The sequence below is a fragment of the Limnohabitans sp. WS1 genome (assembly GCF_003063265.1).
Taxonomy (GTDB): domain Bacteria; phylum Pseudomonadota; class Gammaproteobacteria; order Burkholderiales; family Burkholderiaceae_C; genus Limnohabitans_A.
This window is the reverse complement of record NZ_NERU01000004.1, coordinates 158,180-182,591: the sequence shown is the minus strand read 5'-3', so window position 1 is coordinate 182,591 and position 24,412 is coordinate 158,180. Positions and strand designations below refer to the sequence as shown.

Here is a 24,412-nt window from a genome sequence, read left to right as displayed (position 1 = left end):
TGGCCTCACCAGTGCTTTTCCCTTTCTTGTTGGATTGGCTGTATCCCATCAAAAGTATGACGCAGCCCCATCAAGGGTGCTTCACATCCTGAGACAATCAGGGGATGAGCGATCCAGACATTTCCCTATCCCAAGCCCACGCCGACGAACCCAGCCACTCCAGCGCCGACCTGCCCGAGGGTTGGCTGCGTGTGGGCTCCCTGGACATGGATGCCCAAGGCATCGCCCGTCGCCCTGACGGCAAAGTCGTGTTCATTGAAGGCGCTTTGCCTTTTGAGCTGGTCTCGGTCAACGTGCACCGCAAAAAGAACAACTGGGAGCAGGGCACCGTCACCCAGATCCACCACGAGTCCTCCCAGCGCGTGCGGCCTGGTTGCCCGCATTTCGGCCTGCATGCGGGGGCCTGCGGCGGTTGCAAGATGCAGCACCTGGAGGCATCGGCCCAAGTGGCCATCAAGCAACGCGTGCTCGAAGACAACCTGTGGCACCTGGGCAAAGTCAAAGCCGAAACCATGCTGCGCCCCATCGAGGGGCCGACTTGGGGCTACCGCTACCGCGCCCGCCTGTCGGTGCGCTACGTGATCAAAAAAGGCGAAGTGCTGATTGGTTTCCACGAGCGCAAAAGCCGCTACATCGCCGACATGAAAGTGTGCCATGTGCTGCCGCCGCATGTCAGTCGGATGCTGCTGCCTTTGCGTGCCTTGATTGGGCAGATGGAGGCCCGCGAAACACTGCCCCAGCTGGAGTTGGCCTGTGGCGACGAGGTCACGGCCTTGGTCCTGCGCCACCTGGAACCCTTGGGCGAGGGCGACAAAGCCCTGCTGCGTGCATTTGCCGCCGAGCACCAGGTGCAATGGTGGCTGCAGCCAAAAGGCCCGGACACGGTGCATTTGCTGGATGAGGGTGGGGCACAGCTCAGTTATGGTTTGCCCGACTTTGGCATCACCATGCCATTTCGACCCACCGATTTCACCCAAGTCAACCCCTTCATCAACCGCGTGCTGGTGGCCCGTGCCTTGCGCCTGCTGCAAGCGCAAAAGACCGAGCGGGTCATTGACTGGTTCTGCGGCCTGGGCAACTTCACCTTGCCGCTCGCCACGCAAGCGGGCGAGGTGTTGGGCATTGAAGGGGCCGAGACCCTGGTGGCACGTTCACGCGACAACTACGCCTGCAACCAAGCTACTCGGCCCGAAGGTCAGACCTTGGCCCCAACGCAGTTTGTGGCGCGCAATTTGTTCGAGATGACGCCCGAGATGCTGGTGGCCGACGGCACCGCCGACAAGTGGCTGGTGGACCCGCCGCGCGAAGGTGCCTTTGCCCTGAGCAAAGCGCTGGCCGAGCTGCACGAAAACCAGGACCTGCGCCAAGGCTGGACACCACCCCAGCGCATTGTGTATGTGAGCTGCAACCCCGCCACACTGGCCCGGGATGCGGGCATTTTGGTGCACCGCGCCGGTTACCGCTGCGTGGCTGCAGGGGTCATCAACATGTTTGCGCACACGGCCCATGTGGAGAGCATGGCGGTGTTTGAGTTGGCCTGAAGACTCTTTGACGGGCAGTGACCCACTTGCCTGCCGATCGGCATAGGGGGGCCGCGATTTTCGCAGCCGCCCCTGCCACACCACCCGGCATGCGGGTCCGCACCGGGCGGTTCGAGAGCTTGAGGTCATGACAGCCTTGGCACTCCCAACCTATCAAAGTACGCAATCGTCAGCACCGTCTTGAGCAGCCGGTCACTGTTGCGCCACCAGCGACGGCTATTCACCGCCACTTGCCGCGCCACGTTCTCCTTTGCTCCCAATGCCTTCAGTTCTCGATAGATCGCCCGGGGCCTCTTCCAGTGCTTGAGCTGGATGGCCCTCAACCGATGACGCAGCCACTCGTCCAACTCTCGCCAGACCCTGGGCGTTTGCGACATCCCGAAGTACGCCTTCCAGCCCAGCACGTAGGGCCGCAGCTTTTCCACCACTTGCGCCATGCTGCGCCCACCCGAGCGGCGCGTGAGTTGCCGGATGCGGGCCTTGAAGTTGTCCAGTGCCTTGTAGGCCACCGCACATTTGACTTCTTTGCCCTTGGCCACCCACAGCTCGTAGCCCAGAAACTTGCGCCCGAAGGCACTGGCCACCGCGCTCTTGGCTTCGTTGATCTGAAGTTTCAAGCCCGTGTACAGTTTTCTGAGGTACCCCATTACCCGCTCGCCAGCCTTGATGCTGCCCACGTAGACGTTACAGTCGTCGGCGTAGCGCGCGAAGCAGTAGCCCCGCGCCTCCAACGCCTTGTCCACTTCGTCGAGCAACACATTGGCCAGCAGCGGACTGAGTGGCCCGCCTTGCGGCGTGCCCAGATGGCGATCGACCACCACCCCGCCATCCATGATCCCGGCGTTCAAGTAAGCCCGAATCAACCGGATGACTCCAGCGTCGTCGATGCGTCTTTTGAGCCTGTCGATCAGGATGTCGTGGTTGACCCGGTCAAAGAACTTGGCCAGGTCAACGTCCACCACCACGCGCTTGCCCGATTGGACGTACGCCCGTGCAGCCTTGACCGCATCGTGCGCACGCCTGCCCGGTCGAAACCCGTGGCTGTGCTCGCTGAAGGTGGGGTCGATCAACGGTTGCAGCACTTGCAAAAGGGCTTGCTGGATCAGTCGATCTGTCACCGTCGGGATGCCCAGCTCGCGCTGGCTGCCGTCCGGTTTGGGAATCAATACCTTGCGTACCGGACTGGGCCGGTAGCTTCCTGCCAGCAGCGCTTGGCGAATGTCCGGCCAGCTCGTTTGCAGCAAACGGGCGGTTTGCTCGATATTGAGCCCGTCAACCCCGGCTGCACCTTTGTTGGCCTTGACCCGCTTCCATGCCGCCTGCAGGTTCTGCCCTTGTCAGCGCCGCCTCCAGCAGGCCACCTGTGCCTGCCAGTTGCTTTGCCGACCCTGTATCCGGGTGCTCATGCAACGTACCTCGGGTTTCGTCGCTGGCAGTGTCTGGCCCGGCTTCACCGTGCCGCCTTCCTGCCCGCCCGGATCGCTCCGGCATCTGACGCATGACCTTGTGGCTTTGCATGTCCTCGGTTACTCACTCTCGTTCGGTCCTTCGCTCTTGCCTTGTGGCCTCAGCGGCCCCGGCTCCAACTACTACGACCTCTGCTGACTTCTCGCTCCGGCAAAGCCGTCTTCCTTTCAGAAACAAGGCGAGATCTCCCCAGGTAAGGGTCGCACACCTTCATCGCACAACCGCCGCATCTACGCCACCTCGCCTTGGTCACAAGAGCTTCGCGGTTTCGTGCCCGCTCGCCCTGCTTGGCAACGCCTTCTATGCGGTTCTTGTTCATCGGCTCACGATTAACGCTCCACGCTTCCTTCCCACGCTCGGTCGCCCTCACGCAGTTGCGCAACACTCAAGCTCACTGTGACCAGCTCGCAGCGGGACTTGCACCCGCAGGTGTGCGCCCATGCTGGGCGCACACGTCAAAAAGGCTCCCGAGGGAGCCTTTTTGATGGAACCACAGGACCGTTATCAGTCGCGTTCGCCGCCCATGATGCCCAGCAGAGCCAGAAGGCTTTGGAAAACGTTGAAGATGTCCATGTACAAAGCCAAGGTGGCACTGATGTAGTTGGTTTCACCGCCATCGATGATCTGTTTGAGGTCATACAACATGTAAGCGCTGAAAATGCCAATGGCCATGACCGAGATGACCATCATGCCCACAGTAGAGCCCACAAACACGTTGATGATGCCGCCGATCATGATGGCCAAAGCACCGACAAACAGCCACTTGGACATGCCTGACAGATCACGTTTGATGGTACTGGCCAAACTGGCCATCACGAAAAACACACCTGCTGTGCCTGCAAAGGCGGTCATGATCAGTTCGGAGCCGTTTTTGAAGCCCAGCACCATGGCGATCATGCGGGACAGCATCAAACCCATGAAGAAGGTGAAGGCCAACAAGACGGGCACGCCAGCCGCAGAGTTTTTGGTTTTTTCGATGGCAAACATGAAACCGAAGGCTCCGGCCATGAACACAATCAGGCCCACGCCGCCGGACAGTGAACGGGTGATGCCAGTGGCCACGCCAAGCCAAGCGCCCAAAACAGTGGGCAATAGACTCAAGGCCAGCAGCCAATAAGTGTTGCGCAGAACGCGGTTGCGAGCCGCTGTGTCCACATGGCCCCAGCCATTGGAATTGAGAGTTTGAAGGTCGCTCATGGTGTATCTCCTGTCATGCCTGATTAAAGGTGGTCTCATTGTAGGGTGACCCTCATCGCTTTGGCTTGACTCCTGGGATTCCCGGCAGTTGATGGGGTTATACGGGTGCATCAGTTTTGCGTTGAAGTGAGCAATCGAGGGCGCGGGCCCGTGTATGCTTGTGGTTTTCATTTTTCAGACCCTCACGCCCATGAAAACCCAATCCTCTCTCGAACTGTCCGATGTCAAAGCCATTGCCGCTGCGGCCGAAGCCGAAGCCCTCCAGAACAATTGGGCAGTCAGCATCGCCATTGTGGATGCGGGTGGCCATTTGCTGCACTTTGCCCGTCTGGACGGTGCGCCTCCCGTGTCTTCGCACATCGCCCCAGCCAAAGCGCACACCGCAGCTTTGGGTCGCCGCGAGAGCAAGGTGTACGAAGACGTGATCAATGGTGGACGCACTTCCTTTTTGTCGGCTCCGACCATCCACGGCATGCTCGAAGGCGGTGTGCCGATCATGAAAGACGGTTTTTGCCTGGGCGCAGTCGGTGTGAGTGGCGTCAAGTCGAACGAAGACGCTCAGATCGCCAAAGCCGGTATCGCCGCCATCGGTCTGTGATGGTCTGATCAGGGCAGCCTGGGGCTGTCCTGACCGTTTTGCCAAAACCATTGACCCACAAAAAAGCCGCTGAAAAGCGGCTTTTTTGTGGGCGTCAAGAACGCATCAATACAGGTCGAGCACAGCGCCTTTGCTCGCGCTTGATGCATTAAAAGCGAACTTGGCCTGAACGCCACGGGTGTAACGGGGCTCGGGGGCTTTCCAGCCTTCGCGGCGCTTGGCCAGTTCGGCTTCGGGCACGTTCAACTCCAGAATCAGCTTGTGTGCGTCAATGGTGATGCTGTCGCCTTCATTCACAAAAGCGATGGTGCCGCCTGCTGCGGCTTCCGGGGCAACGTGACCGACCACCATGCCCCAGGTGCCACCGGAGAAGCGACCGTCGGTGATCAGGCCCACGCTTTCACCCAGACCGGCACCGATCAGCGCGCCCGTGGGGGCCAGCATTTCGGGCATGCCGGGGCCGCCTTTGGGGCCGAGGTAACGCAAAACCATCACGTCGCCGGCTTGAATCTTGCCTGCTAAGATGGCTTGCAGGGCCGATTGTTCGTCGTCGAACACGCGGGCTGGGCCAGTGATGACGGGGTTTTTAAGACCAGTGATCTTGGCCACGGCGCCTTCGGGCGACAGGTTGCCCTTGAGGATGGCCAAGTGGCCTTCGGCGTACATGGGCTTGTCAATCGGGCGGATCACATCTTGGTCAGCGCGAGGAACGTCGGGCACGTCCTTCAGGTTTTCGGCAATGGTTTTGCCAGTGATGGTCATGCAGTCGCCGTGCAGCAAACCAGCTGCAAGCAAGGTTTTCATGACTTGGGGAATGCCGCCCGCTTGGTGCAGGTCAACCGCCAGGTACTTGCCGCTGGGCTTCAAATCACAGATCACGGGGATTTTCTTGCGCATGCGCTCGAAGTCGTCAATCGTCCAGTCCACGCCTGCGGTGTGGGCGATGGCCAAGAAATGCAACACCGCGTTGGTCGAGCCACCTGTGGCCATGATCACGGCCACGGCGTTTTCAATGGCTTCTTTGGTGACGATGTCGCGGGGCTTCAAGTCGTTCTTGATGGCTTCGATCAGCACTTTGGCCGATTCTTTGGCCGAGTTCTGCTTTTCGTCGTGCGGGTTGGCCATGGTCGACGAGTAGGGCAGGGACATGCCCAGCGCCTCGAAAGCCGAGGACATGGTGTTGGCCGTGTACATGCCGCCGCAAGAACCCGTGCCGGGAATGGCGCGTTTTTCGATTTCTTTCAGGTCGAAGTCGCTCAATTTGCCCGCAGCGTTTTCGCCCACGGCTTCAAAAACGCTCACGATGTTCAGGTCTTTGCCTTGGTAGCGGCCGGGCAAGATGGTGCCGCCGTAGACATAAATGGCCGGCACGTTGGCGCGCAGCATGCCCATCATGCCGCCGGGCATGTTTTTGTCGCAGCCGCCGACCACCAGCACGCCGTCCATCCACTGGCCTTGCACGCAGGTTTCGATGCAGTCCGAAATGACTTCTCGGCTGACCAGCGAGAACTTCATGCCCTCGGTGCCCATGGCCATGCCGTCCGAGATGGTCGGGGTGCCAAAGACCTGGGCGTTGCCACCGGCTTCTTCAATGCCTTGGATGGCCGCGTCAGCCAACTTTTGCAGGCCGCTGTTGCACGGGGTGATGGTGCTGTGGCCGTTGGCCACGCCCACCATGGGTTTGACGAAATCCCCCTCTTCATAGCCCATGGCGTAGTACATCGAGCGGTTCGGGGCGCGGGATTTGCCCTGGGTGATGTTGGCGCTGCGGCGGTTGATGGGGGTGATCGGGATGATTTTGTCGCTCATGGTGGTGTCTCTATAGAAGCCCAAAAGAAGGTCGCCACATTCTAACGGGCGCTTATCGGGTCTTGGTGTCGAGTGCGAGGCATCTCCGGTGCACAATCCGGGCATGCTGATCCATCCTCAAATTGACCCCGTCGCCCTGCAATTGGGCCCCTTGGCCATCCATTGGTATGGCCTGACCTATTTGGCCGCCTTTGGCCTGTTTTTCTGGTTGGGCGTGCGTCGTCTGGGCCATGCGCCCTTCAAACACCTGCCGCAATGGCAAAAACGCGATGTGGAAGACATCCTGTTTTTGGGCGTGCTCGGTGTCATTTTGGGCGGGCGCGTGGGTTATTGCCTGTTTTACAAACCCGCTTATTACCTGTCGAATCCCCTGGAAATCCTGGCTGTCTGGCAAGGTGGCATGAGTTTTCATGGGGGCTTGCTGGGCGTGATCTTGGCCATGGTGTGGTTTGCACGCAGCCGACAGCGGTCGTTTTTGCAGGTCATGGATTTTGTCGCGCCGTGTGTGCCCACGGGACTTGCCGCTGGTCGGGTGGGCAATTTCCTCAATGGCGAGCTTTGGGGCCGAGTGGCCGACCCCTCGCTGCCTTGGGGCATGGTGTTCCGGGGGGCGGGCGATTTGCCGCGCCACCCCTCGCAGCTCTACCAAATTGCCCTGGAAGGCTTGCTGTTGTTTGTGTTGCTGTGGTGGTTTGCCCGCAAAGACCGTCCCACCGGCCAAGTGTCGGCAGCCTTTTTGCTCGGCTACGGTTTTTTCCGCTTTGTGGCCGAATTTTTCCGCGAACCCGATGCGCATCTGGGCCTTTTGAGTCTGGGCATGAGCATGGGGCAGTGGTTGTGTGTGCCGATGATGTTGGGCGGCGTGGCTTTGTGGGCCTTCTCAGCCCGAAAACCCAATTGAAAGGGTGAGGGCTGACACCTTCGGGTCAGCACCCGTGAACGGAATCCTTCACCATGAAGCACTTTTGACATGGAAGGACGGGTCCCATGAATTTGCTGCGCAGAAACCTTTGGCTTGCTGCTTTGTCCACGCTGTTGCTGGGGGCCTGCTCGGGTACCTTGCGCACTGCGGGGGCTGACAAACCGCCCGTGGTGTTTGTCCACGGCAATGGGGACACGGCCGCCCTGTGGCAAAGCACGATGTGGCGCTTTGAATCCAACGGCTGGCCGCGCGAACGCCTGCATGCCATCGATGTGCCCTATCCCCTGGCGCGAGACGCCGACAACAGGCCCCAAGCGGGCCGCACCTCCACCGCCGAGCACATGGCCTTTTTGCGCGAAGAAGTGCAAGCGGTCTTGAAGCGAACCGGTGCCGCGCAGGTGGTGTTGGTCGGCAACTCGCGGGGTGGCAATGCGATTCGCAACTTCATCTGCAATGGTGGGGGGCAAAACCTCGTCAGCCATGCGGTGCTGGGCGGCACACCCAATCACGGTGTTCAGGCTATTCCCGGCGTCAACGAAGCCAATGAATTTTCCGGCACTGGACCCTTTCTGAGTCAGCTCAATGCGCCCAAAAATGCACAGGGCGACGAGGTCTGTGGCCTAGCCAAATGGATGACCATCCGTTCGGACAACAACGACAAGTTTGCGCAGCCCGATGGCCTGTGGATTGGCATGAAAGGCAAAGCGACCAACGTGACTTTTGCCGGCCCGGAGCTCAAAGGGGCGACCAACGTGGTGATCCCCCGCATTGACCACCGCGAAACCTCTTATTCGGCAGCGGCTTTTGAAGCCACTTACCGTTTCATCACGGGTCGCACGCCTGCTTTGGGCATCCAAACCGAGGCTTCGGTGCTTTTGAACGGCAAAGTGGTGGGTCTGGGCTTGAATCCACAAGACGCGCAGAGTGGCAACTTTGTGAACAATTTGCCACTGGCTGGTGCAGGCCTAGAGGTTTATGAAATTGACCCCGTGACAGGGCAGCGCAAAGGCGCTGCGGTTCATCAAAAAACGGTGGGAGTAGACGGGCTTTGGGGGCCTTTCAAAGGCACATCACAAGCAACTTATGAGTTTGTCATCACGGCCAAGGGCTATGCCACGACACACATTTACCGCAGCCCATTCCCGCGCTCGAGCGACATTGTTCACATGAAGCCCGAGCGCGTGGCCGAGGCCGACCGGTCGGCTTCTGCATTGGTCAGTTTTGTGCGGCCCCGTGGCTACTTTGACCCGCCGCGTGACAGCATGCGCCTGGACGGCAAAACGAGCTTGCCGGGTGTGCCCCCGGGAGCGGGTGTGGCCAGTTCCAAACTGCGGCTGGATGACAAAACCCAGCGAACTGTGGCCGCAGAATTCAACGGTGAGCGCCTGGTCGGCTTGACCTGGCCCATGGCCGAGGGTCGCACCACAGTGCTGGAGTTGACCTATTGAAGTGCCCCGGCGCTTGCAAGTTCGTTTTCAGCCAAATTACAACCACAGGAGACATGCACCATGAAAAAAAGCTTTTCACTGGCCTTTGGCGTCATCGCCGTGTTAGCGGGTTTGCAGGCGCAGGCCCAGACATCCGCCTCTGGCCCGACCGTTTACCCCAGCAAACCGATCCGGATCGTGGTGCCTTTTCCGGCAGGCGGCACATCCGATGTGCTGGCCCGTTTGGTCGGCCAAAAGCTGACCGAGTCTTGGGGTCAGCCCGTGGTGGTGGACAACAAACCGGGCTCCAACGGCAATTTGGGCGCTGATTGGGTCGCCAAGTCGGCCCCCGACGGTCACACCTTGGTGCTCATGGATGTGGGCAACCTGGTCATCAGCCCGGCTTTGTACAAATTGCCGTTCAATGTGCTCAATGACTTCGCTCCCGTCGGCATGGTGGCCTATTCACCCCACCTGTTGGCCGTCAGCACCAAGGTGCCCGCCAACACACCCGCTGAATTGGTGGCATACGCCAAAGCACAAAAGGGCAAACTCAATTACGCAGCGGCGGCGGGCATGGGCAGCGCCACGCACCTGGCCGGTGTCATGTTTGCCCAGCGGCAGGGTATCGAGTGGGGTTATGTGCCTTACAAAGGTGGGGCACAGGCCATCACCGATCTGATCGGTGGCCAGGTGGATGTGATGTTCAATGGCATGGTGGCCACCTACCCACATGTCAAAGCCGGAAAAATCAAACTCATTGCGGTGTCCAGCACCAAGCGCAATGGCCAGTTGCCCGATGTACCCGCCATCAGTGAGAGCCTGCCGGGTTTCTTGACCGGCAGTTTTCAGGGTCTTTTGGCACCTGCTGGAACGCCCAAAGCGATTGTGGACAAGCTCAATGCAGAGGTCCAAAAGATCGCCGCCATGCCCGACATCAAAGAGCGCTTGGTCACATTGGGGGCCGAGCCCTCGAACATGTCACCTGAGCAGTTTGGCCAATGGATCAAGTCAGAAATTCCGGCCATGGCCAAAATCGTGAAGGATGAAAAAATCACGGTGGATTGACCTTGCGACCTTGTGCTGTGACCTTGCTCAGACCATCCAGTGGGTGGCCAGTCAGGGGCACGGTGTGATTTGGGGGGTTCAAGCCAGGTGCGGTGGCTGCACAAAGCCGCACCACTCGGTTTCGAGCCAGCGGGCCATGTTCAGGCACAGCGGGTCGGCCAAACTGTTGCCGATGATTTGCGCGCCAACGGGTAAGCCGTCCGGGCTTTGACCGATCGGGATGGCGGTGGCGGGCAGGCCCACCAAGCCGGGATAGCCCGCCCAGAACAGACTGTCGGTGTGCGGCTGGTTCTGGCCGTTGACCTGCAGCATGCGCTCCCAACGTTCGCCTTGCTGGTTGTGCAAAAAGGCGGGCGAGGTGGCCACTGGCGTGATGAGCAGGTCCACAGTCTCGAAGTAGCTTTGCCACTGAGTCCGCAGCACGGCGCGTTGCTGGTCAAACTCGACCCAGTCGCGGTGCGTCAGGGTGCTGCCGCGCCAGACGCGCTCGCGCATGGTGTCCAGTGCCGGGTCGGCTTGCTGGCCCAGCGCCTGAAAGCGGGCAAAGGTCGCGTCGTCCAGCCAGGCGCCAGTGGCCGAGCGCAGCAGGTAGGAGTACACACGGTGCGACTGCGCGCTGTCCACCGGGCGGTGGTCGTCCAGCACGGTCACGCCTTGCGACCGTAAAAAGTCGGCCAACGCGTGCAGCCGGTCTTGGATGCTCTGGTCCACCCGAGCCTCGGGGTCGTCGTAGACGATGGCCACGCGGCATTGCCAGGGGGCTTTGTCGGTCTGCCGCCATTGGGCGGGCGTCCAACCCATGGGGCCAAACTGTTGCAAGGGGGTGGTCAGCACCTGCATGGCCAGTTGCAGGTCCTGGGCGCTGCGCGCCAGCGGCCCTGCCACGGCAATGTCCAGGCTGTCAATGCAGCGCACACCGGGCAATTGGTGGCCCTCCATGGGCACCACACCCCAGGTGGGTTTGTGGCCATAAACGCCGCAGTAATGCGCCGGGTTGCGGATGGAGGCACCAATGTCGCTGCCCAGCTCCAGCGGCGTCATGCCTGCGGCCAGCGCCGCGCTGGCCCCGCCCGACGATCCGCCCGGCGTGCGACTCAGGTCCCAGGGGTTATGGGTCGTGCCATAGACCGGGTTGAACGATTGCCAATCGCCCAAAGCCACCGGCACATTGGTCTTGCCAAACACCACCGCCCCGGCGTTCAGCAAGCGCTGCACGGCCACGGCTGGTTGTTGTGCGATGTTGTCTTTGTACTGAGGAAAGCCCCAGCAGGTGGGCGTGCCCGGCAGGTCAAACGACTCTTTGACGGTCATGGGCAGGCCGTGCAGCAGCCCCCAGTCTTCGCCATGGGCACGCGCCGCGTCGGCTTGGGCGGCGCGTTCGCGGGCGGCCTCAAAGGTGCGCACCACCACGGCGTTGATCGGGCCATCGCGCTGCTCGACGCGGGCGATGTGCTGTGCGAGTAATTGGCTGCTGGTCACTTCGCCTGCGCGCAGGCGGGCCATCATTTCGGTGGCGGTGCTGTAAGTGAAATCGGTCATGCTGAACAAGTTAGGCTGGAATGAAAAAACCCGGGCATGTCACGAGGGGTGAGCATGTCCCGGGTGGCGCGAGCGTCAGCACGGGTGCGCTGCGCACTCAGTGTTTCACTGCGGTTCGACCTTGGCGGCCTTGAACAAGGCGCGGTAGCGTTCCACTTCGCCATAGTAAAACTTGTCCAGCTCGGCCATGCTCATGGGCGCAGGTATCTGGCTGCCCGTGGTGGACATGCCTTTGACATAAGCCTCGCTCTTGATGGCTTCGTTCATGGCCTGGTTGATTTTCTGAACGGCGGCCTCGGGCGTGCCTTTGGGAACTTGCAGACCGATCCAGATGTCAAAGTTGAAACCCGGGAAGGTTTTGTGGGCGCTGATCGGCGCCACGTTGGGGAAAAGCGTGTGAGGCTGGGGCGAGGACACGCCGATCAACTTGAAGCGGCCGTCCTTGATCATGCCCGGGGCCGGTCCTGCCAGAGGGGTAAAGCTCATGTCCACCGCGCCGCCACCCAGGTCGGTGAAGATTTGCACAGCTGCTTTGTAGGGCACGTGCAGCATGTCGAGTTTGCTTTGCGCTTTGAATTGCTCGCCCATGATGTGGTACAGCGAGCCTTGGCCCACGCTGGCATAGCTGACCTGTTTGCCTTTGGCCCAAGCCAGAAATTCATCGATGTTGTTGGCCGGGATGTCCTTGCGGATCGCCAGACCAATGGATGTGCGGCCCATCAGGCTGGCCAGGCGAAGTTCTTCGGGCTTGAACTTCACCGCCGAAAGCGCCAGGGGGGCCATGACCAACTCCATGGGCGTGCCCAGAATTTGATAGTAGCCATCGGCCGGTGCAGCCAGAACCTTTTGAATGCCCAGAGCGCCGCTCACGCCACCGAGGTTTTCGACCATGATTTTTTGGCCCAGGCTTTTTTCGTACTCGATCTGAACCATGCGGGCCACAGCATCAGAGGCCCCCCCTGCCGGATAGGGAACCATGAAAGTGACCATCTTGTTGGGAAAGCTTTGTGCAGAGGCGCTGAGCACCATCAAGCTGCCCAGCAGGCCTGCGAGCAGGCTGGAAATCGTTCGGCGTGAAATCATGGGTGTCGTCCTTGTGTGTCTTTTTGGAGTGGGGCGCTTGACACCCCGCAGCAGAACCAAAGTCTGAACAAGATACGGGTTTCAAGCTATCGAAAACTTGCAAACCCTGGGCGGGGTTTTCCCGAAAAAGCGGAGGGTGACCCGGTTCAGTCTGTTGTAACCAAGCCCTGGATGGCCTGCTGTGCCGCAAGTAATCCCTGCTGCCAGACCTGTTCTTGCCAAGCGGGCGAGGGCGGGTTGAAGGCCTGGAGCATGTCGGCACGGATGGCGTGTTGCTGCTCGGACGGGGCTTCAGGATGCAGGGCCAGCCAGTGATCGGCCCGCATGGCCTGGATCATCTGTGCCAGGGGCAAGGTGCCGAACTCCAAGCAAATGCCGGTGTACTGCGCTTGCGGGCACTCTTCATAAATGGCCATCTGGATCGGGCCCGAGAGCGGGACGCTTTGGGACGTGCCCGTATCTACCGAAGTGATGTCTGGCCCCCACCACTGGCGGGCGCGTTGCAGGGACTGGCCGTTGTCGGTGCAAGCAAAAATGCGCTCGCCATGGCCGTGCGGCCCCAAGCCCGTGTGCAGGTCGATCCAGGCGATCTGGTGCGCTTGCCTGAGGTGCTTTTGCAGCACCTGCCTGAACGTGCGGTGGCTCCAAGTGGGGGCCAAGCCCCCAAACCAGACGCCCAGGTCAAACTGGTATTGCCCACTGGTGATGGCACGCTGCATGCGGCGCTCGCCCCAGGCATCGGCCTGAGCCTGCAAAGCAGCGCTGGCCTCTGGGCTGGGCGGCCAGTGGGTGGGCAGCAGCAGTTCATTAACCTGCGCGTAGTCAGAGTTGACCGGCAGGGGCTGGGAAAAGTCAATGAAGTTGCGGTTGAGGTCGACGTTGTCTTCGTTCACCCGGCGCGCATGTGAAAACCCATGCGGGTTGACTGCGTGCACATGCACCACGGCCACTCCAGGCGGCAGCGTCAGGTTTTGCAGCAAGCCCGTCTGGATGGCCGAGCCGCAAAACCCCTCGATGCCGTGCACTGCGCTGGTGGTCATCAGCACTTGTGCGGCATCGGCCGGGCCGTGCACGGCCACATCCATGGCGAGTTGCTCGCCATTTGCACCTGGCAGTGACATGGCGTTAATGTGCAACTGTGCGTTGCAGGCTTGCGCGGCCAGCACAAATCGAGCGCGGGCCTCGCGATAGCTGGGGCTGAAAAGCGGTGTGCTCATGGTGTGGCCTTGTGTTGGTTGAGCCAGCCTGCGGCGAGGCCAAAGCCCGCGATCATCCCCATGCCGCACAGGGCCAGGGCGTCAGGCAGGTGGTCAAACATCCACCAGCCGCCCAGGGCAGAAAACCCGATGGCCGTGTAAAGGTAAGGCGACAAAACCGAGGCGGGCGCTTTGGAAAACGCCAGCACCATGAAGTACTGCCCGTAAGAGCCCGCCAGTGCTACGAAACCCAGCAGGGCCAAGTCGGGCCAAGGCATCTGGGCAGGCCAGAAAAACGGCACCACGGCCGACATGAGCGCCAAGCCCAGCGCGCTGGTGCACAGCTGGATGGTCAGCGGCGAGTCCTGCCGCGCCAAGTACCCTGTCAGGGTTTGAAAGCCGGTGTAGCAGACCACCCCCAGCAGTGCCAGGCAGGCACCCGTCGGGTCCACATGGCCCCCTGGACGCACCACCAGCAGAGCACCCGTCATGCCGCCCGCCACACACAGCCAGCGCAGCCAGGACACGCTTTCTTTCATCACAAAGCGGGCGACCAAGGTCACGGCCAGCGGCACCAGGCAATAAATGGCTGTGAACTCGGCCACGGGCATGCGCTGCAAAGCGCCATAGCCAAACACGCTGCCCCCCACGACCAGCGCGCCTCGCAGCCACTGCAGACGCCACTGCCGTGTGCGCCACAGTTCGGGCGATTGTCTGCGCCAGATTGTGGCGCTGACCAGCGCGGTCTGCAGGGCATAGCGCGTCCAGATGATGATGACGGGCGCCACGCTGAGCATCAGCTTTTTGCTGAAGGTGTCTTGCGTCGACAGGCAAGCCATGGCCGCGACCATGGTCAGGATGGCGGTGAGCTGGGTTTGGCGGGCGGTGCTCATCGCTTGTGCAGCGTGTCGGAGGGCAGCTCGCCAAACAGGCGACGGTAGTCCTGGGCGAATTGGCTCAGGTGCCAAAAGCCCCAGTGCGAGGCGATGTCCTGGATGGTGACGCCTGGGGCGGCCTGGCGCAGGGCGCGGCGCACGCTGTTCAGGCGCAGCGAGCGCAGGTATTTGATGGGCGTGGTGCCCAGCACATCCTGAAAGCAGTAATTGAGCTTGCGGCGGCTGGTGCCCAAGCGGCTGCAGACCTCGAGGATGGACAGGGGCTCGTCGGCGTGGCCCAGCATCAGCTCGCAGGCGCGGTCCACCAGTTTTTTTCTCCGCTCCAGGGTGGGCAACTCCGAGGTGTCGACCTTCGCAGGCAAGGCTTCGAGCCATTCCATCAGGATCTCGTCGCGCAGCTGGCGCAGGGCCTGGGGGTCGTGCTGGCGGTGGGCCAGCGCGCTGGCCTGGTCCAGGACGGTGAGCTGCATGTCGCGCAGGTTCTGGGCTTTGATGTCGGTGGTTTGCAGCACCAGCTGCTTTTCGAGCCAATGCGCCAGGGGTTTTTGGTACATGCGCTCCCACAGCGGGTTGAGCAGGCTGCGGTTGACGACCACGGCCATCAGGGTGAAGTGGGGCGGGGTGGTGAGGTCCACCTCGTCGCCCTTGCCACACATGATGGCGTGGGCGGGCACCCGTTGGCCGTTGAAAAACAGGTCGGAGGAGTCCTGCAGCGCCATGGCAAAGCCGTACACGCTCTCATGCAGCCGCCCGCGCTGGCGTAAGGCGATGCTGGTGTCTTCGCGCAGCAGCGTCACCTCGGGCAGGTGAACCTGGTGGATACGCCCCTTGAACTGGCCGGGCGAGAGCTGTTCGTACTGCAGCGCCCAGCCTTGCTGGGCCAGGGCGTGCTGGTCCATGTCCTGGGTGTCGAGCACTTGGACCCAGGGCGAATCGGGGGTGGGTGAGGTCATCAAAAAGTCAAAACAGTCAGCTGGGGCATGGACCTGAGTGTGCCTGTTTCGCATGGGCAGGCTTTTTCGTGAAAACCCGGGGTGTGTGATGCCCAAACTTGATAGCGCCATGAGCGCCTTGTGCATAGCATGGCTGTTAGCTTGAAAGACACCCGATGAACCTGCCGAACTTGCATATCGCCGTTTTGCTGACCAACAACGACACCTCGGCGTTTGCCGCGCATTTTCCGAACGACGGACAAAAGGTCGTCCAGCTGCTGCAGCCCTTGCGGCCTGACTGGTCTTTTGAAGTGGTTTCGGTGAAGGACGGCATGTTTCCGAGCGGCCCTGAGGCTTTTGATGGCTATGTCATCACCGGCAGCCCGGCTTCGGTCAACGACGACAGCCTGCCCTGGGTGGGGCCGTTGCTGGATTTCATCCGTGCCGTGCATGCCGCACGCCAGCCGCTGATCGGCCTGTGCTTTGGCCACCAGGCGGTGGCCCGGGCGCTGGGCGGGCAGGTGGCGCGCAACGCTGCAGGCTGGGGTCTGGGCACAGCGCCCACGCACTGGCATCACACCCGCCCCTGGATGCTTCCTGCGCAAAGCACCACCACCTTGATGGCGGCCCACAACGAGCAAGTCACCCACATGCCCGAGGGGGCCGAATGCCTGGGGAGCAGCGATTTTTGTCCCATCGGCTCGATGCAGATCGGCCAGCACATCTGGACCACCCAATACCACCCCGAAATGCCGCTGGTTTTTATGCAGGCGCTGCTGGGCTACCTGGCCGACAAGCTCGACAACGACACCCTGGCTCGCGCCCACGGCAGCCTGCAGCAGGCCGCCGATGTGCCGCTGTTTGGCCAGTGGATGGCGCAATTCATTGAACACGCGAGGAACACCCGCCCATGACCGTCTGGCACCCCACCGACGATGGCCACGCCGACTTGGCGGACCACGACAGCTATGTGAACGGCACGCCGCACAACACCTTCAAGCGCCTGCGCGACGAGGACCCGATGGCCTGGTGCGATTGGTCCGAAGGCAAGGGCTTTTGGTCGGTCACGCGGCATGCCGACATCCTGGAGCTCAACCGCAACCATCAGCGCTTGTCTTCGGCCCAAGGCATCCGCATGGAGGACCAGACGCATGAAGAGTACATGGCGCGGCGGACCTTTCAGGAGACCGACCCGCCCGAGCACACCCGCACCCGCATGCTGGTGGCCAAGGCTTTTTCCAAGCCCATGATGGCGCTGTACGAAGACCAGATCCGCGAGCTCTGTGTAGGCATCCTCGACCAAGCGCTGGGGCTGGGTGAGTTTGACGCCACGCACCAGATCGCCCGCCAGCTGCCCATGCGCATGCTGGGGCGCATCGCGGGCTTGCCCGAAGAAGACCTGGACTGGCTGGTGGACAAGGGTGACGCGCTCATGGCCAACACCGACAGCGACTTCACCAGCCATGTGGTCGACAAAATGGACACCGAGGCCTACCGCTTCATGCCATTTCGCTCACCTGCCGGGGCTGACTTGTTCGACTACGCGGCCCAGATGATGGAGCGCAAACGCGCAGCGGGTGACACAAGCGGCGTGCTGCACCTGATCACCCAACCCGATGCGCAGGGCAACGTGATCAGCGACACCGAGTTCCGCAACTTCTTTTGCCTGCTGGTGGCAGCGGGCAACGACACCACCCGCTATTCGATCGCCGCCGCCTTGCACGCGCTGGCCAACCAGCCCGGCCTGATGCAGCAACTCAAGGCGGTGCAGGGCGAGGCCGCTTGGGAAGGCGTGGCCGACGAATTCATCCGCTGGGCATCACCCGCCACCCATTTCCGCCGCACCGCGACCGAGGACTTCGAGTACCACGGCAAACAGGTCAAGGCAGGCGACAAGGTGCTCTTGTGGTTCATCTCGGGCAACCGCGACGAGCGGGCCTTTGAGCAGCCCTTCACCGTCAACCTCAGCCGGGGCGTGAACCGCCACCTGTCGTTTGGGCAGGGTGGGGCGCACGCCTGCCTGGGCATGTGGCTGGCGCGGCTGGAGTTGCGCGTCTTGCTGCAAGAGTTGATCCAACGTGTCGACCGCATTGAGCAAACGGGCGAACACGCCTTTTTGCGCTCGAATTTTGTTTGTGGCATCAAACGCCTGCCGGTGCGCATGCACCTCATCTGAGCTTAGGTTTGAAAGGAATCACCATGTCGAATGTTCAAGAACGCCTGCGGGTGCTGTTTTGCGACCACCTGGCCATTGCGCGGGGCAAATACGTCACGCTCCAAGCCGGTCAGGGCGGCGGTGCCCGCTTTTGTCGCGGCACCTTTGGGGTGACTTATGAAAAAGAGCTGATCCCGGCCCCTGGCGCCATGGTCATGGAAGGCCTGCCCGACATGGAAGCGGCCTACACCGCCGAAGACATCCGCCCCGGCTGGCAGCCGTTCACCCAAGTGGCCATTGGCGACCTCAAAGCCAACGATGGCACGCCTCTGCCCATGTGCGGGCGCAGCGCCTTGAAGCGCGCCGTGGCCGACTGGCAGGCCATGGGCTACGACCCGATGGTGGGCATTGAGCTCGAAGCTTTTGCCTTCCAGATTGAGCCCGACGGCTCGCTCAAACCCTACGACACCCCTGCGGCCCATGTGTATTCAACCGGTCCATTCTCCGACCCGAGGGGCTTCACCGATGCCCTGTGGGAAAAAGCCACGGCCGCGGGCTTTCGCATCGACAGCATGAACACCGAATACGACGCGCCGCAGTTCGAGTTCACGCTGAAATACGACCGCGCCGTCAAGGCGGTGGACGACATCTTTTTGTTCCGCCTCTTGGCGCGTGAAGTCGCTTTCCAGCACGGCATCGTGCTGACCTTCATGCCCAAGCCTATCCTCACGGTGGGGGGCAGCGGCGTGCACATCAATTTCAGCCTGCGCGATGCTCAGGGCCACAACGCCATCTCGGGTGGGCACGACGCCAGCCAGTTCAATGCATTGACGCTGGGCTGCACAGCCGGGCTGATGCACCACCACCAGGCCCTGGCGGGACTGCTGGCCCCCAGCGCCAACTCCTACCAGCGCCTGCAACCGGCCAGCCTCTCGGGCTTTTGGCAAAACTGGGCGGTGGACCACCGGGGCGTCACGGTGCGGCTGTCGGCTGAAAGCGGTCCGGGCGCACGCATCGAGCACCGCATGGGCGACGCTGCCGCCAACCCTTACACCCACACTGCCGCCGTGCTGCAGGCTGCCCGTTTGGGCGTGGCCAACGCTTACAAGCTGCAGCCCGCCGAAACCGGCGATTGCCTGGAAAACAAGGATGCCACCCACAGCGTGCCGGGCACCTTGGCGGGCGCACTGGATGCGCTCGAAGCTGACACCGTACTGACGCAAGCCCTGGGCGAAGGCCTGGTGGCCAACCATGTGGGCATCAAGCGCCACGAGATCGAGCGCACGGCAGGCCTCGAAGGCGATGCCCTGCGCGACCACTACATCCGATTCATCTGATCTGAAAGAACCCACCCCATGCCCCAAGTGCACTGGATCATGAGCAATGGCGACCGCGTGAGCGATGACGTGAACGACGGCACCAACCTGATGGACGCCGCGCAGATGAACGGCATCCCCGGCGTGGCGGGCGAATGCGGCGGCTGCCTGTCGTGCGCCACCTGTCATGTTTATGTCGATGAAGTCTGGCTGGCCGCTTGCCCGCCGATGGATGAGGTCGAAAACGCCATGCTCGACATCGTCATTGCGCCACGCCAAAGCGGCAGCCGCTTGAGCTGTCAGTTGATGGCCTCTGCTGCGTTGGACGGCATCGTGCTGCATGTGCCTGACTGAAAATTTTTCGGATACTGATCCATTGAACGTAGGGAGAAATCATGAAACAAGAACACATCGACGCGCTGCGTCACCTGCCGATTGCCCACCAAGGCCTGCTGATCGACGGCCAGTGGCAGCCTGCAGCGTCGGGCCAGACCTTGCCTGTGGTCTCGCCCATCGACGGGCAGACGCTGTGCAACATCGCCTCTGCCGGGACTGTGGACGTCGACCGCGCTGTGCAAGCGGCACGACGTAGCTTTGAGCAGGGCGTGTGGTCGCGCATGGCGCCTGCCGAGCGCAAGAAAATTTTGCACCGCATTGCCGACCGCATCGAGGCGAACCATGCCGAGCTGGCGGTGCTGGGCGTGCGCGACAACGGCACCGAGATTGCGATGGCATGGAAGGCCGAGCCGGGCAGCGCGGCGGGCACCTTCCGCTATTACGCCGAGTGTGTGGACAAGATCAACGGCGAGATCGCCCCCACGCCAGAAGGCACGCTGGGCTTGATTCACAAGGAAGCGGTCGGCGTGGTCGGGGCCATCGTGCCCTGGAACTTTCCGCTGATGATCGGCGCCTGGAAGATCGCGCCGGCCTTGGCAGCAGGCAACTCGGTGGTGCTCAAACCTTCTGAAGACGCCTCGCTGTCTTTGCTGCGTCTGGCGCAGCTGTGCCTGGATGCGGGCTTGCCGCCGGGTGTCCTCAATGTGGTCACCGGTACAGGTGCAGAGGCGGGCGAGGCACTGGCGCGGCACATGGATGTGGACATCTTGACCTTCACCGGTTCCGGCCCGGTGGGGCGCATGTTGCTCAAGGCTTCGGCCGAGTCCAACCTCAAGCGGGTGTACCTGGAGCTGGGCGGCAAGTCGCCCAACATCGTTTTTGACGATGCGACCGATCTGGCGCAGGCGGCCAAGGTCTCGGCCATGGGCATCTTCCGTAACAGCGGGCAGGTGTGTGTGGCGGGCTCGCGCCTTTTGGTGCAGCGCTCGGTACACGATGAATTTGTGGATCGGCTGCAAAACATCGCATCCAGCCTGCGTGTGGGTGACCCGCTGGATGTGACGATGGACATTGGTGCCGTGAGCAGCGCCCGCCAACTGGCCCGCAACCAGAGCATGCTGGCCCGTGCTTTAGAGCAGGGCGCGCGTCTGCGCACCGGTGGTCAGGTGATTGCGCCTGTGCCTGGTGGCCAGTTCATGAGCCCCGCCGTGCTCGATGGCGTTCAGCCCGAGATGGAGATTGCCCGGCAGGAAGTCTTTGGCCCGGTGCTGGCCGTGATGCCGTTTGAGGACGAGGCCGAGGCCGTGCGCTTGGCCAATGGCACCGAATACGGCCTGGCCGCAGGGGTGTGGACGGGCAGCCTGTCTCGTGCCCACCGCATGGTGCGCGCCATCAAGGCCGGGCTGGTGCACGTCAACACCTATGGCGGCCCCGACATCACCGTGCCGCTGGGCGGGGTGCGTCAGTCGGGCAATGGGCACGACAAATCGATGCACGCCTTGGACAAATACCTGGACCTGAAAACGGCCTGGATTCAGCTTTGATTTTGAAAGTAAGCGACATGAACCACGAGCAACTCAAGGCCGACAACGCCCAATACCTGTGGCACCCCATGGCCCACCCGGGGGCGATGAAAAAGTCCACGCCCGACATCATTGCCAAAGGCGAGGGCTGCTGGATCTGGGACGTGGACGGCCACAAGATGCTGGACGGCGTGGGGGGGTTGTGGGCCTGCAACCTGGGCCACAGCAACAAGCCGGTGCGCGACGCCATCGTGGCGCAGATGGACGAGCTGCCGTTCTACAACGTGTTCCGCGGCACCACCCATGTGCGGGCCATTGAGCTGTCCAAACGCCTGGTGCAGATGATGCAGCCCGAAGATGTGGCCACGGTCATGTTTTCCAACGGTGGCTCGGACGCGGTGGAGGGCGCATTGAAGGTGGCCCGCCAGTACTGGAAGTTGAAGGGCCAGGCCGACCGCTTCAAATTCATCAGCCTGCGCCAGGGCTACCACGGTGTGCACTTTGGCGGCATGAGCGTGAATGGCAACACCAATTTCCGCCGAGCCTACGAGCCGCTGCTGCCCGGGTGCTTCCACATCGACACGCCTTGGGCTTACCACAACCCCTACACCGATGACCCTGTGCGCCTTGGCGAAATCTGCGCCGAGTTGCTGGAGCGCGAAATCGTGTTCCAGGGGCCGGACACGGTGGCCGCTTTCATTGCCGAGCCTGTGCAGGGCGCGGGCGGGGTGATCGTGCCGCCGCCCAACTACTGGCCGCTGGTGCGCCAGATTTGCGACAAGTACGGTGTGCTCTTGATTGCCGACGAGGTGGTGACCGGCTTTGGCCGCAGCGGCGAGCTGTTTGGCACCCGCCTTTGGGGGGTGAATGCCGACATGTGGTGCCTGGCCAAGGGCATTTCTTCGGGCTACATCCCGCTGGGGGCCACGGCCATCAACCGCCGCATTGCCGATGTGTTTGACGCCGACATCACGGGCACGGCTTCGGTCTCGCACGGCTACACCTACAGCGCGCACCCGGTGGCGGCTGCTGCGGCACTCGCCACGCTCGACCAGATCGAGGCGCTGGACATCACCGGCAACGCCGCCCGCGTGGGCGCGCACCTGCAGACCCGCTTGCGCAAGTTGGTGGACACCTGCAGCTTTGTGGGCGATGTGCGTGGTGTGGGCCTGATGCTGGGCATCGAGATGGTGAGCGACAAGGCCAAACGCACGCCGATGACCCGCAGCAGCGACATCCCGGCGCGGGTGGCCAAGGCGGCCTACAAAGCGGGCCTGATGGTGCGCATCTCCGGCCCCAACCTGATCCTGTCGCCGCCGCTGGTCATCACCCTTAAGGAAGTCGACTTCATGTGCGACGTGCTCGAAGCCGCCTTTGCCGCCGTGCAGGAGGGCCGCGCATGAAGAGCCCGGTCATTCTGATTGTCGGCACCGTCGACACCAAGAGCGACGAGATTGGCTTCATGCGCGAGCAGGTGCTCGCCGCAGGCGGCCTGGCGCTGGTCATGGACGTGGGGGTGCTGGCCAAAGGGCGAGTGGTCCCGGACATCGCCAACACCGATGTGGCTGCGGCTGCGGGCGTGACGCTGCAGCAGGTGATGGACAGTGGCGACGAAAACAGCGCCATGGCGCTCATGGCGCAAGGCGCATCGGCCTTGGCTGCCCAACTGCAGCGCGAAGGCCGCATGGACGGCCTGCTGGTGCTGGGCGGCACCATGGGCACCGACCTGGCGCTCGATGTCGCCAGCAGTTTGCCGCTGGGCGTGCCCAAGGTGGTGCTGTCCACGGTGGCGTTTTCGCCGCTCTTGCCGCCCGAGCGCATGCCGCCCGATCTGATGATGGTGCTGTGGGCCGGGGGCTTGTATGGCCTCAACAGCCTGTGCCAGTCGGCGCTGGCCCAAGCCGCAGGCGCGGTGGTGGGGGCCTGTCGCGTGGCACGCGTGCCGCGCTTCGAGCGGCCCGTGGTCGGCATGACGTCCTTGGGGTCGAGCTGCCTGAAATACATGGTGCAGCTGCAGCCCGAGCTGGACAAGCGCGGCTTTGACCTCGCCGTGTTTCACACCACGGGCATGGGGGGCAGGGCGTTTGAATCGTTGGCCGCCCAAGGGCAGTTCGCCTGCGTGATGGACTTCAGCCTGCAGGAGATGGTCAACCAGATGGGCGGCTCGGTGGTCAGTGCAGGCCCCGACCGCTTGATGGGCGCAGGCCTGAAAGGCGTGCCCATGATCGTCGCCCCGGGTGCGACCGACCTGGTGGATTACCCCGCTTGGGGTCAGATGCCCGAGCGCTTTGCCGGGCGGCCCTCGCACGACCACAACCGCTTGATCGCTTCGGTGGGCATCGACGCCGACATGCGCCGCGAATTCGCCCGCGAGCTGGCCAGCCGTTTGCGTCAGGCCCGTGGCCCGGTGCACCTGGTGCTGCCACTTCAAGGGATTGAAGAGTGGGACCGACCCGGCGCGCCGCTGCACGATGCCGAAGGCCTGGCGGCCATGATGGACGAATGCAAGCAATGCGATTGGGGCGCGGCCGAAGTCTCGCGCATCGACGCGCACATCAACGATGCGGGCTTTGTGCAGCAGGTACTGGCGGTGTTTGACGATTGGCTGGCGCGTGGTCGGGTCTTGCCCATGCAGGCGAAGAAAGCAGACCATGTCTAACGCCGCCCCACACACCGTTCAGCCCTCAGACAAAGCCCTGATCTTGGACTTTGGCGGCGTCATCAGCCGCACCTTGTTTGAAACCCACGCCCTGAGTGAAGCGGCTTTGGGCTTGCCGGCGGGCACGCTGACTTGGCAAGGCCCGTTTGCCCCCGAGGCGGACCCGCTTTGGCAGGACATGCAGGCCGACCGCATCAGCGAGCGCGCGTATTGGCTGCAGCGCACGCAAGAAGTGGGGCGTCTGGTGGGTGAGGACTGGACCGAGATGCAGACCTTTGTTCAGCGGGCGCGGGGGGCGGATGTGCAGGCCGTGATCCGGCCCGAAGCAGTGGCTGCCATCCGCCAGGCCAAGGCGCTGGGCTACAAGCTGGGCATTTTGTCCAATGAGCTGGATCTGTTTTATGGGGCGGATTTTCGCGAGCGTTTGCCCTTGCTCCAGCAGTTTGACGTGATCGTGGACGCCACTTACACCCAGATCCTCAAACCCGACCCACGCGCTTACCAGACGTGTGTGCAGGCCTTGGGCGTGCAGGCCGAGCATGCGGTGTTTGTGGATGACCAGTTGCGCAACGTGTTGGGGGCTCAGCGCTGCGGCTTGCCCGTGGTGCATCTGGATGTTTGCCAACCGGCTGCTGGTTTTGCCACCGCCTTGCAGCTGCTGTCGGTGCTGTGATGCGCTGTTTGGCCCGTCGGTCAAGGGTGATGCCAAGGGCAAAGCAGGGCATGAACTGGGCATTCACTGTGCGAC

The 24,412-nt window shown here is 62.2% G+C and carries 20 protein-coding genes and 1 pseudogene; 13 read left to right on the top strand and 8 right to left on the bottom strand.

Going from position 1 to position 24,412, the window contains the following annotated elements; translation table 11 throughout:
* Positions 1–104: 104 nt before the first annotated feature.
* Positions 105–1,541 (top strand): 23S rRNA (uracil(1939)-C(5))-methyltransferase RlmD, encoded by a 1,437-nt coding sequence (gene rlmD / locus B9Z48_RS07925; RefSeq protein WP_108377750.1) that lies wholly within the window; start codon positions 105–107, stop codon positions 1,539–1,541.
* 125 nt (positions 1,542–1,666) lie between these two features.
* Here rlmD and ltrA read toward each other — a convergent pair.
* Together ltrA and B9Z48_RS07905 are read right to left on the bottom strand one after the other, a co-directional pair.
* Positions 1,667–3,059: pseudogene (gene ltrA, locus B9Z48_RS07915) on the bottom strand (group II intron reverse transcriptase/maturase).
* A gap of 453 nt (positions 3,060–3,512) precedes the next feature.
* Entirely contained in the window at positions 3,513–4,205 is a 693-nt protein-coding gene (locus tag B9Z48_RS07905; RefSeq protein WP_089960990.1) for a Bax inhibitor-1/YccA family protein, read from the bottom strand.
* 190 nt (positions 4,206–4,395) lie between these two features.
* Here B9Z48_RS07905 and B9Z48_RS07900 point away from each other — a divergent pair, with 190 nt between their 5' ends.
* The gene (locus tag B9Z48_RS07900) at positions 4,396–4,803 is read left to right on the top strand and encodes a heme-binding protein (protein ID WP_089961151.1); all 408 of its coding nucleotides are present in this window, start codon (positions 4,396–4,398) and stop codon (positions 4,801–4,803) included.
* Positions 4,804–4,908: 105 nt separating this feature from the next.
* Here B9Z48_RS07900 and ilvD read toward each other — a convergent pair whose 3' ends face one another.
* On the bottom strand, positions 4,909–6,612 hold the full coding sequence (gene ilvD, locus B9Z48_RS07895) for a dihydroxy-acid dehydratase (protein ID WP_108377749.1): 1,704 nt from the start codon (positions 6,610–6,612) through the stop codon (positions 4,909–4,911).
* A gap of 103 nt (positions 6,613–6,715) precedes the next feature.
* Between ilvD and lgt the strand changes: the two genes are divergently transcribed.
* The 3 genes from lgt to B9Z48_RS07880 all read left to right on the top strand — a co-directional run bounded on the left by lgt (position 6,716) and on the right by B9Z48_RS07880 (position 10,029).
* A complete protein-coding gene (gene lgt, locus B9Z48_RS07890) occupies positions 6,716–7,513 on the top strand; it encodes a prolipoprotein diacylglyceryl transferase (RefSeq protein WP_108377803.1) in 798 nt (265 codons plus the stop codon).
* Between the two features lie 86 nt (positions 7,514–7,599).
* Positions 7,600–8,982, top strand: a complete 1,383-nt coding sequence (locus B9Z48_RS07885; protein WP_108377748.1) for an alpha/beta fold hydrolase — start codon at positions 7,600–7,602, stop codon at positions 8,980–8,982.
* 60 nt (positions 8,983–9,042) lie between these two features.
* Positions 9,043–10,029, top strand: a complete 987-nt coding sequence (locus B9Z48_RS07880; protein WP_089960975.1) for a tripartite tricarboxylate transporter substrate binding protein — start codon at positions 9,043–9,045, stop codon at positions 10,027–10,029.
* 78 nt (positions 10,030–10,107) lie between these two features.
* Here B9Z48_RS07880 and B9Z48_RS07875 read toward each other — a convergent pair whose 3' ends face one another.
* From B9Z48_RS07875 to B9Z48_RS07855, 5 genes are all read right to left on the bottom strand, one after another.
* Positions 10,108–11,568, bottom strand: coding sequence for an amidase (locus B9Z48_RS07875; protein WP_089960972.1), 1,461 nt, complete (start codon positions 11,566–11,568; stop codon positions 10,108–10,110).
* A 105-nt stretch (positions 11,569–11,673) separates the two neighbouring features.
* Positions 11,674–12,651, bottom strand: coding sequence for a tripartite tricarboxylate transporter substrate binding protein (locus B9Z48_RS07870; protein ID WP_108377747.1), 978 nt, complete (start codon positions 12,649–12,651; stop codon positions 11,674–11,676).
* Between the two features lie 146 nt (positions 12,652–12,797).
* The gene (locus B9Z48_RS07865) at positions 12,798–13,868 is read right to left on the bottom strand and encodes a M14 family metallopeptidase (protein ID WP_108377746.1); all 1,071 of its coding nucleotides are present in this window, start codon (positions 13,866–13,868) and stop codon (positions 12,798–12,800) included.
* Entirely contained in the window at positions 13,865–14,740 is an 876-nt protein-coding gene (locus B9Z48_RS07860) for a DMT family transporter (RefSeq protein WP_108377745.1), read from the bottom strand. Before B9Z48_RS07860 ends, B9Z48_RS07865 begins: the two co-directional genes overlap by 4 nt.
* Positions 14,737–15,696 (bottom strand): helix-turn-helix domain-containing protein, encoded by a 960-nt coding sequence (locus B9Z48_RS07855; protein WP_158273234.1) that lies wholly within the window; start codon positions 15,694–15,696, stop codon positions 14,737–14,739. The genes B9Z48_RS07860 and B9Z48_RS07855 overlap by 4 nt, the downstream gene beginning before the upstream one ends.
* 155 nt (positions 15,697–15,851) lie before the next feature.
* Between B9Z48_RS07855 and B9Z48_RS07850 the strand changes: the two genes are divergently transcribed.
* The 8 genes from B9Z48_RS07850 to B9Z48_RS07815 are packed head-to-tail and all read left to right on the top strand — an operon-like array spanning position 15,852 to position 24,337.
* Positions 15,852–16,589, top strand: coding sequence for a type 1 glutamine amidotransferase (locus tag B9Z48_RS07850; RefSeq protein ID WP_108377743.1), 738 nt, complete (start codon positions 15,852–15,854; stop codon positions 16,587–16,589).
* The gene (locus B9Z48_RS07845; protein ID WP_108377742.1) at positions 16,586–17,851 is read left to right on the top strand and encodes a cytochrome P450; all 1,266 of its coding nucleotides are present in this window, start codon (positions 16,586–16,588) and stop codon (positions 17,849–17,851) included. Before B9Z48_RS07850 ends, B9Z48_RS07845 begins: the two co-directional genes overlap by 4 nt.
* A gap of 23 nt (positions 17,852–17,874) precedes the next feature.
* On the top strand, positions 17,875–19,167 hold the full coding sequence (locus B9Z48_RS07840; RefSeq protein WP_108377741.1) for a glutamine synthetase family protein: 1,293 nt from the start codon (positions 17,875–17,877) through the stop codon (positions 19,165–19,167).
* Between the two features lie 18 nt (positions 19,168–19,185).
* The gene (locus tag B9Z48_RS07835) at positions 19,186–19,500 is read left to right on the top strand and encodes a 2Fe-2S iron-sulfur cluster-binding protein (protein WP_108377740.1); all 315 of its coding nucleotides are present in this window, start codon (positions 19,186–19,188) and stop codon (positions 19,498–19,500) included.
* A gap of 41 nt (positions 19,501–19,541) precedes the next feature.
* Complete coding sequence (locus tag B9Z48_RS07830) at positions 19,542–21,026, top strand: aldehyde dehydrogenase (protein ID WP_108377739.1); 1,485 nt, start codon at positions 19,542–19,544, stop codon at positions 21,024–21,026.
* Between the two features lie 17 nt (positions 21,027–21,043).
* The gene (locus B9Z48_RS07825; RefSeq protein WP_108377738.1) at positions 21,044–22,408 is read left to right on the top strand and encodes an aminotransferase class III-fold pyridoxal phosphate-dependent enzyme; all 1,365 of its coding nucleotides are present in this window, start codon (positions 21,044–21,046) and stop codon (positions 22,406–22,408) included.
* Positions 22,405–23,664, top strand: coding sequence for a Tm-1-like ATP-binding domain-containing protein (locus B9Z48_RS07820; RefSeq protein ID WP_108377737.1), 1,260 nt, complete (start codon positions 22,405–22,407; stop codon positions 23,662–23,664). The genes B9Z48_RS07825 and B9Z48_RS07820 overlap by 4 nt, the downstream gene beginning before the upstream one ends.
* Positions 23,657–24,337 (top strand): HAD-IA family hydrolase, encoded by a 681-nt coding sequence (locus B9Z48_RS07815; RefSeq protein ID WP_108377736.1) that lies wholly within the window; start codon positions 23,657–23,659, stop codon positions 24,335–24,337. Before B9Z48_RS07820 ends, B9Z48_RS07815 begins: the two co-directional genes overlap by 8 nt.
* The last annotated feature ends 75 nt before the right edge of the window (positions 24,338–24,412 follow it).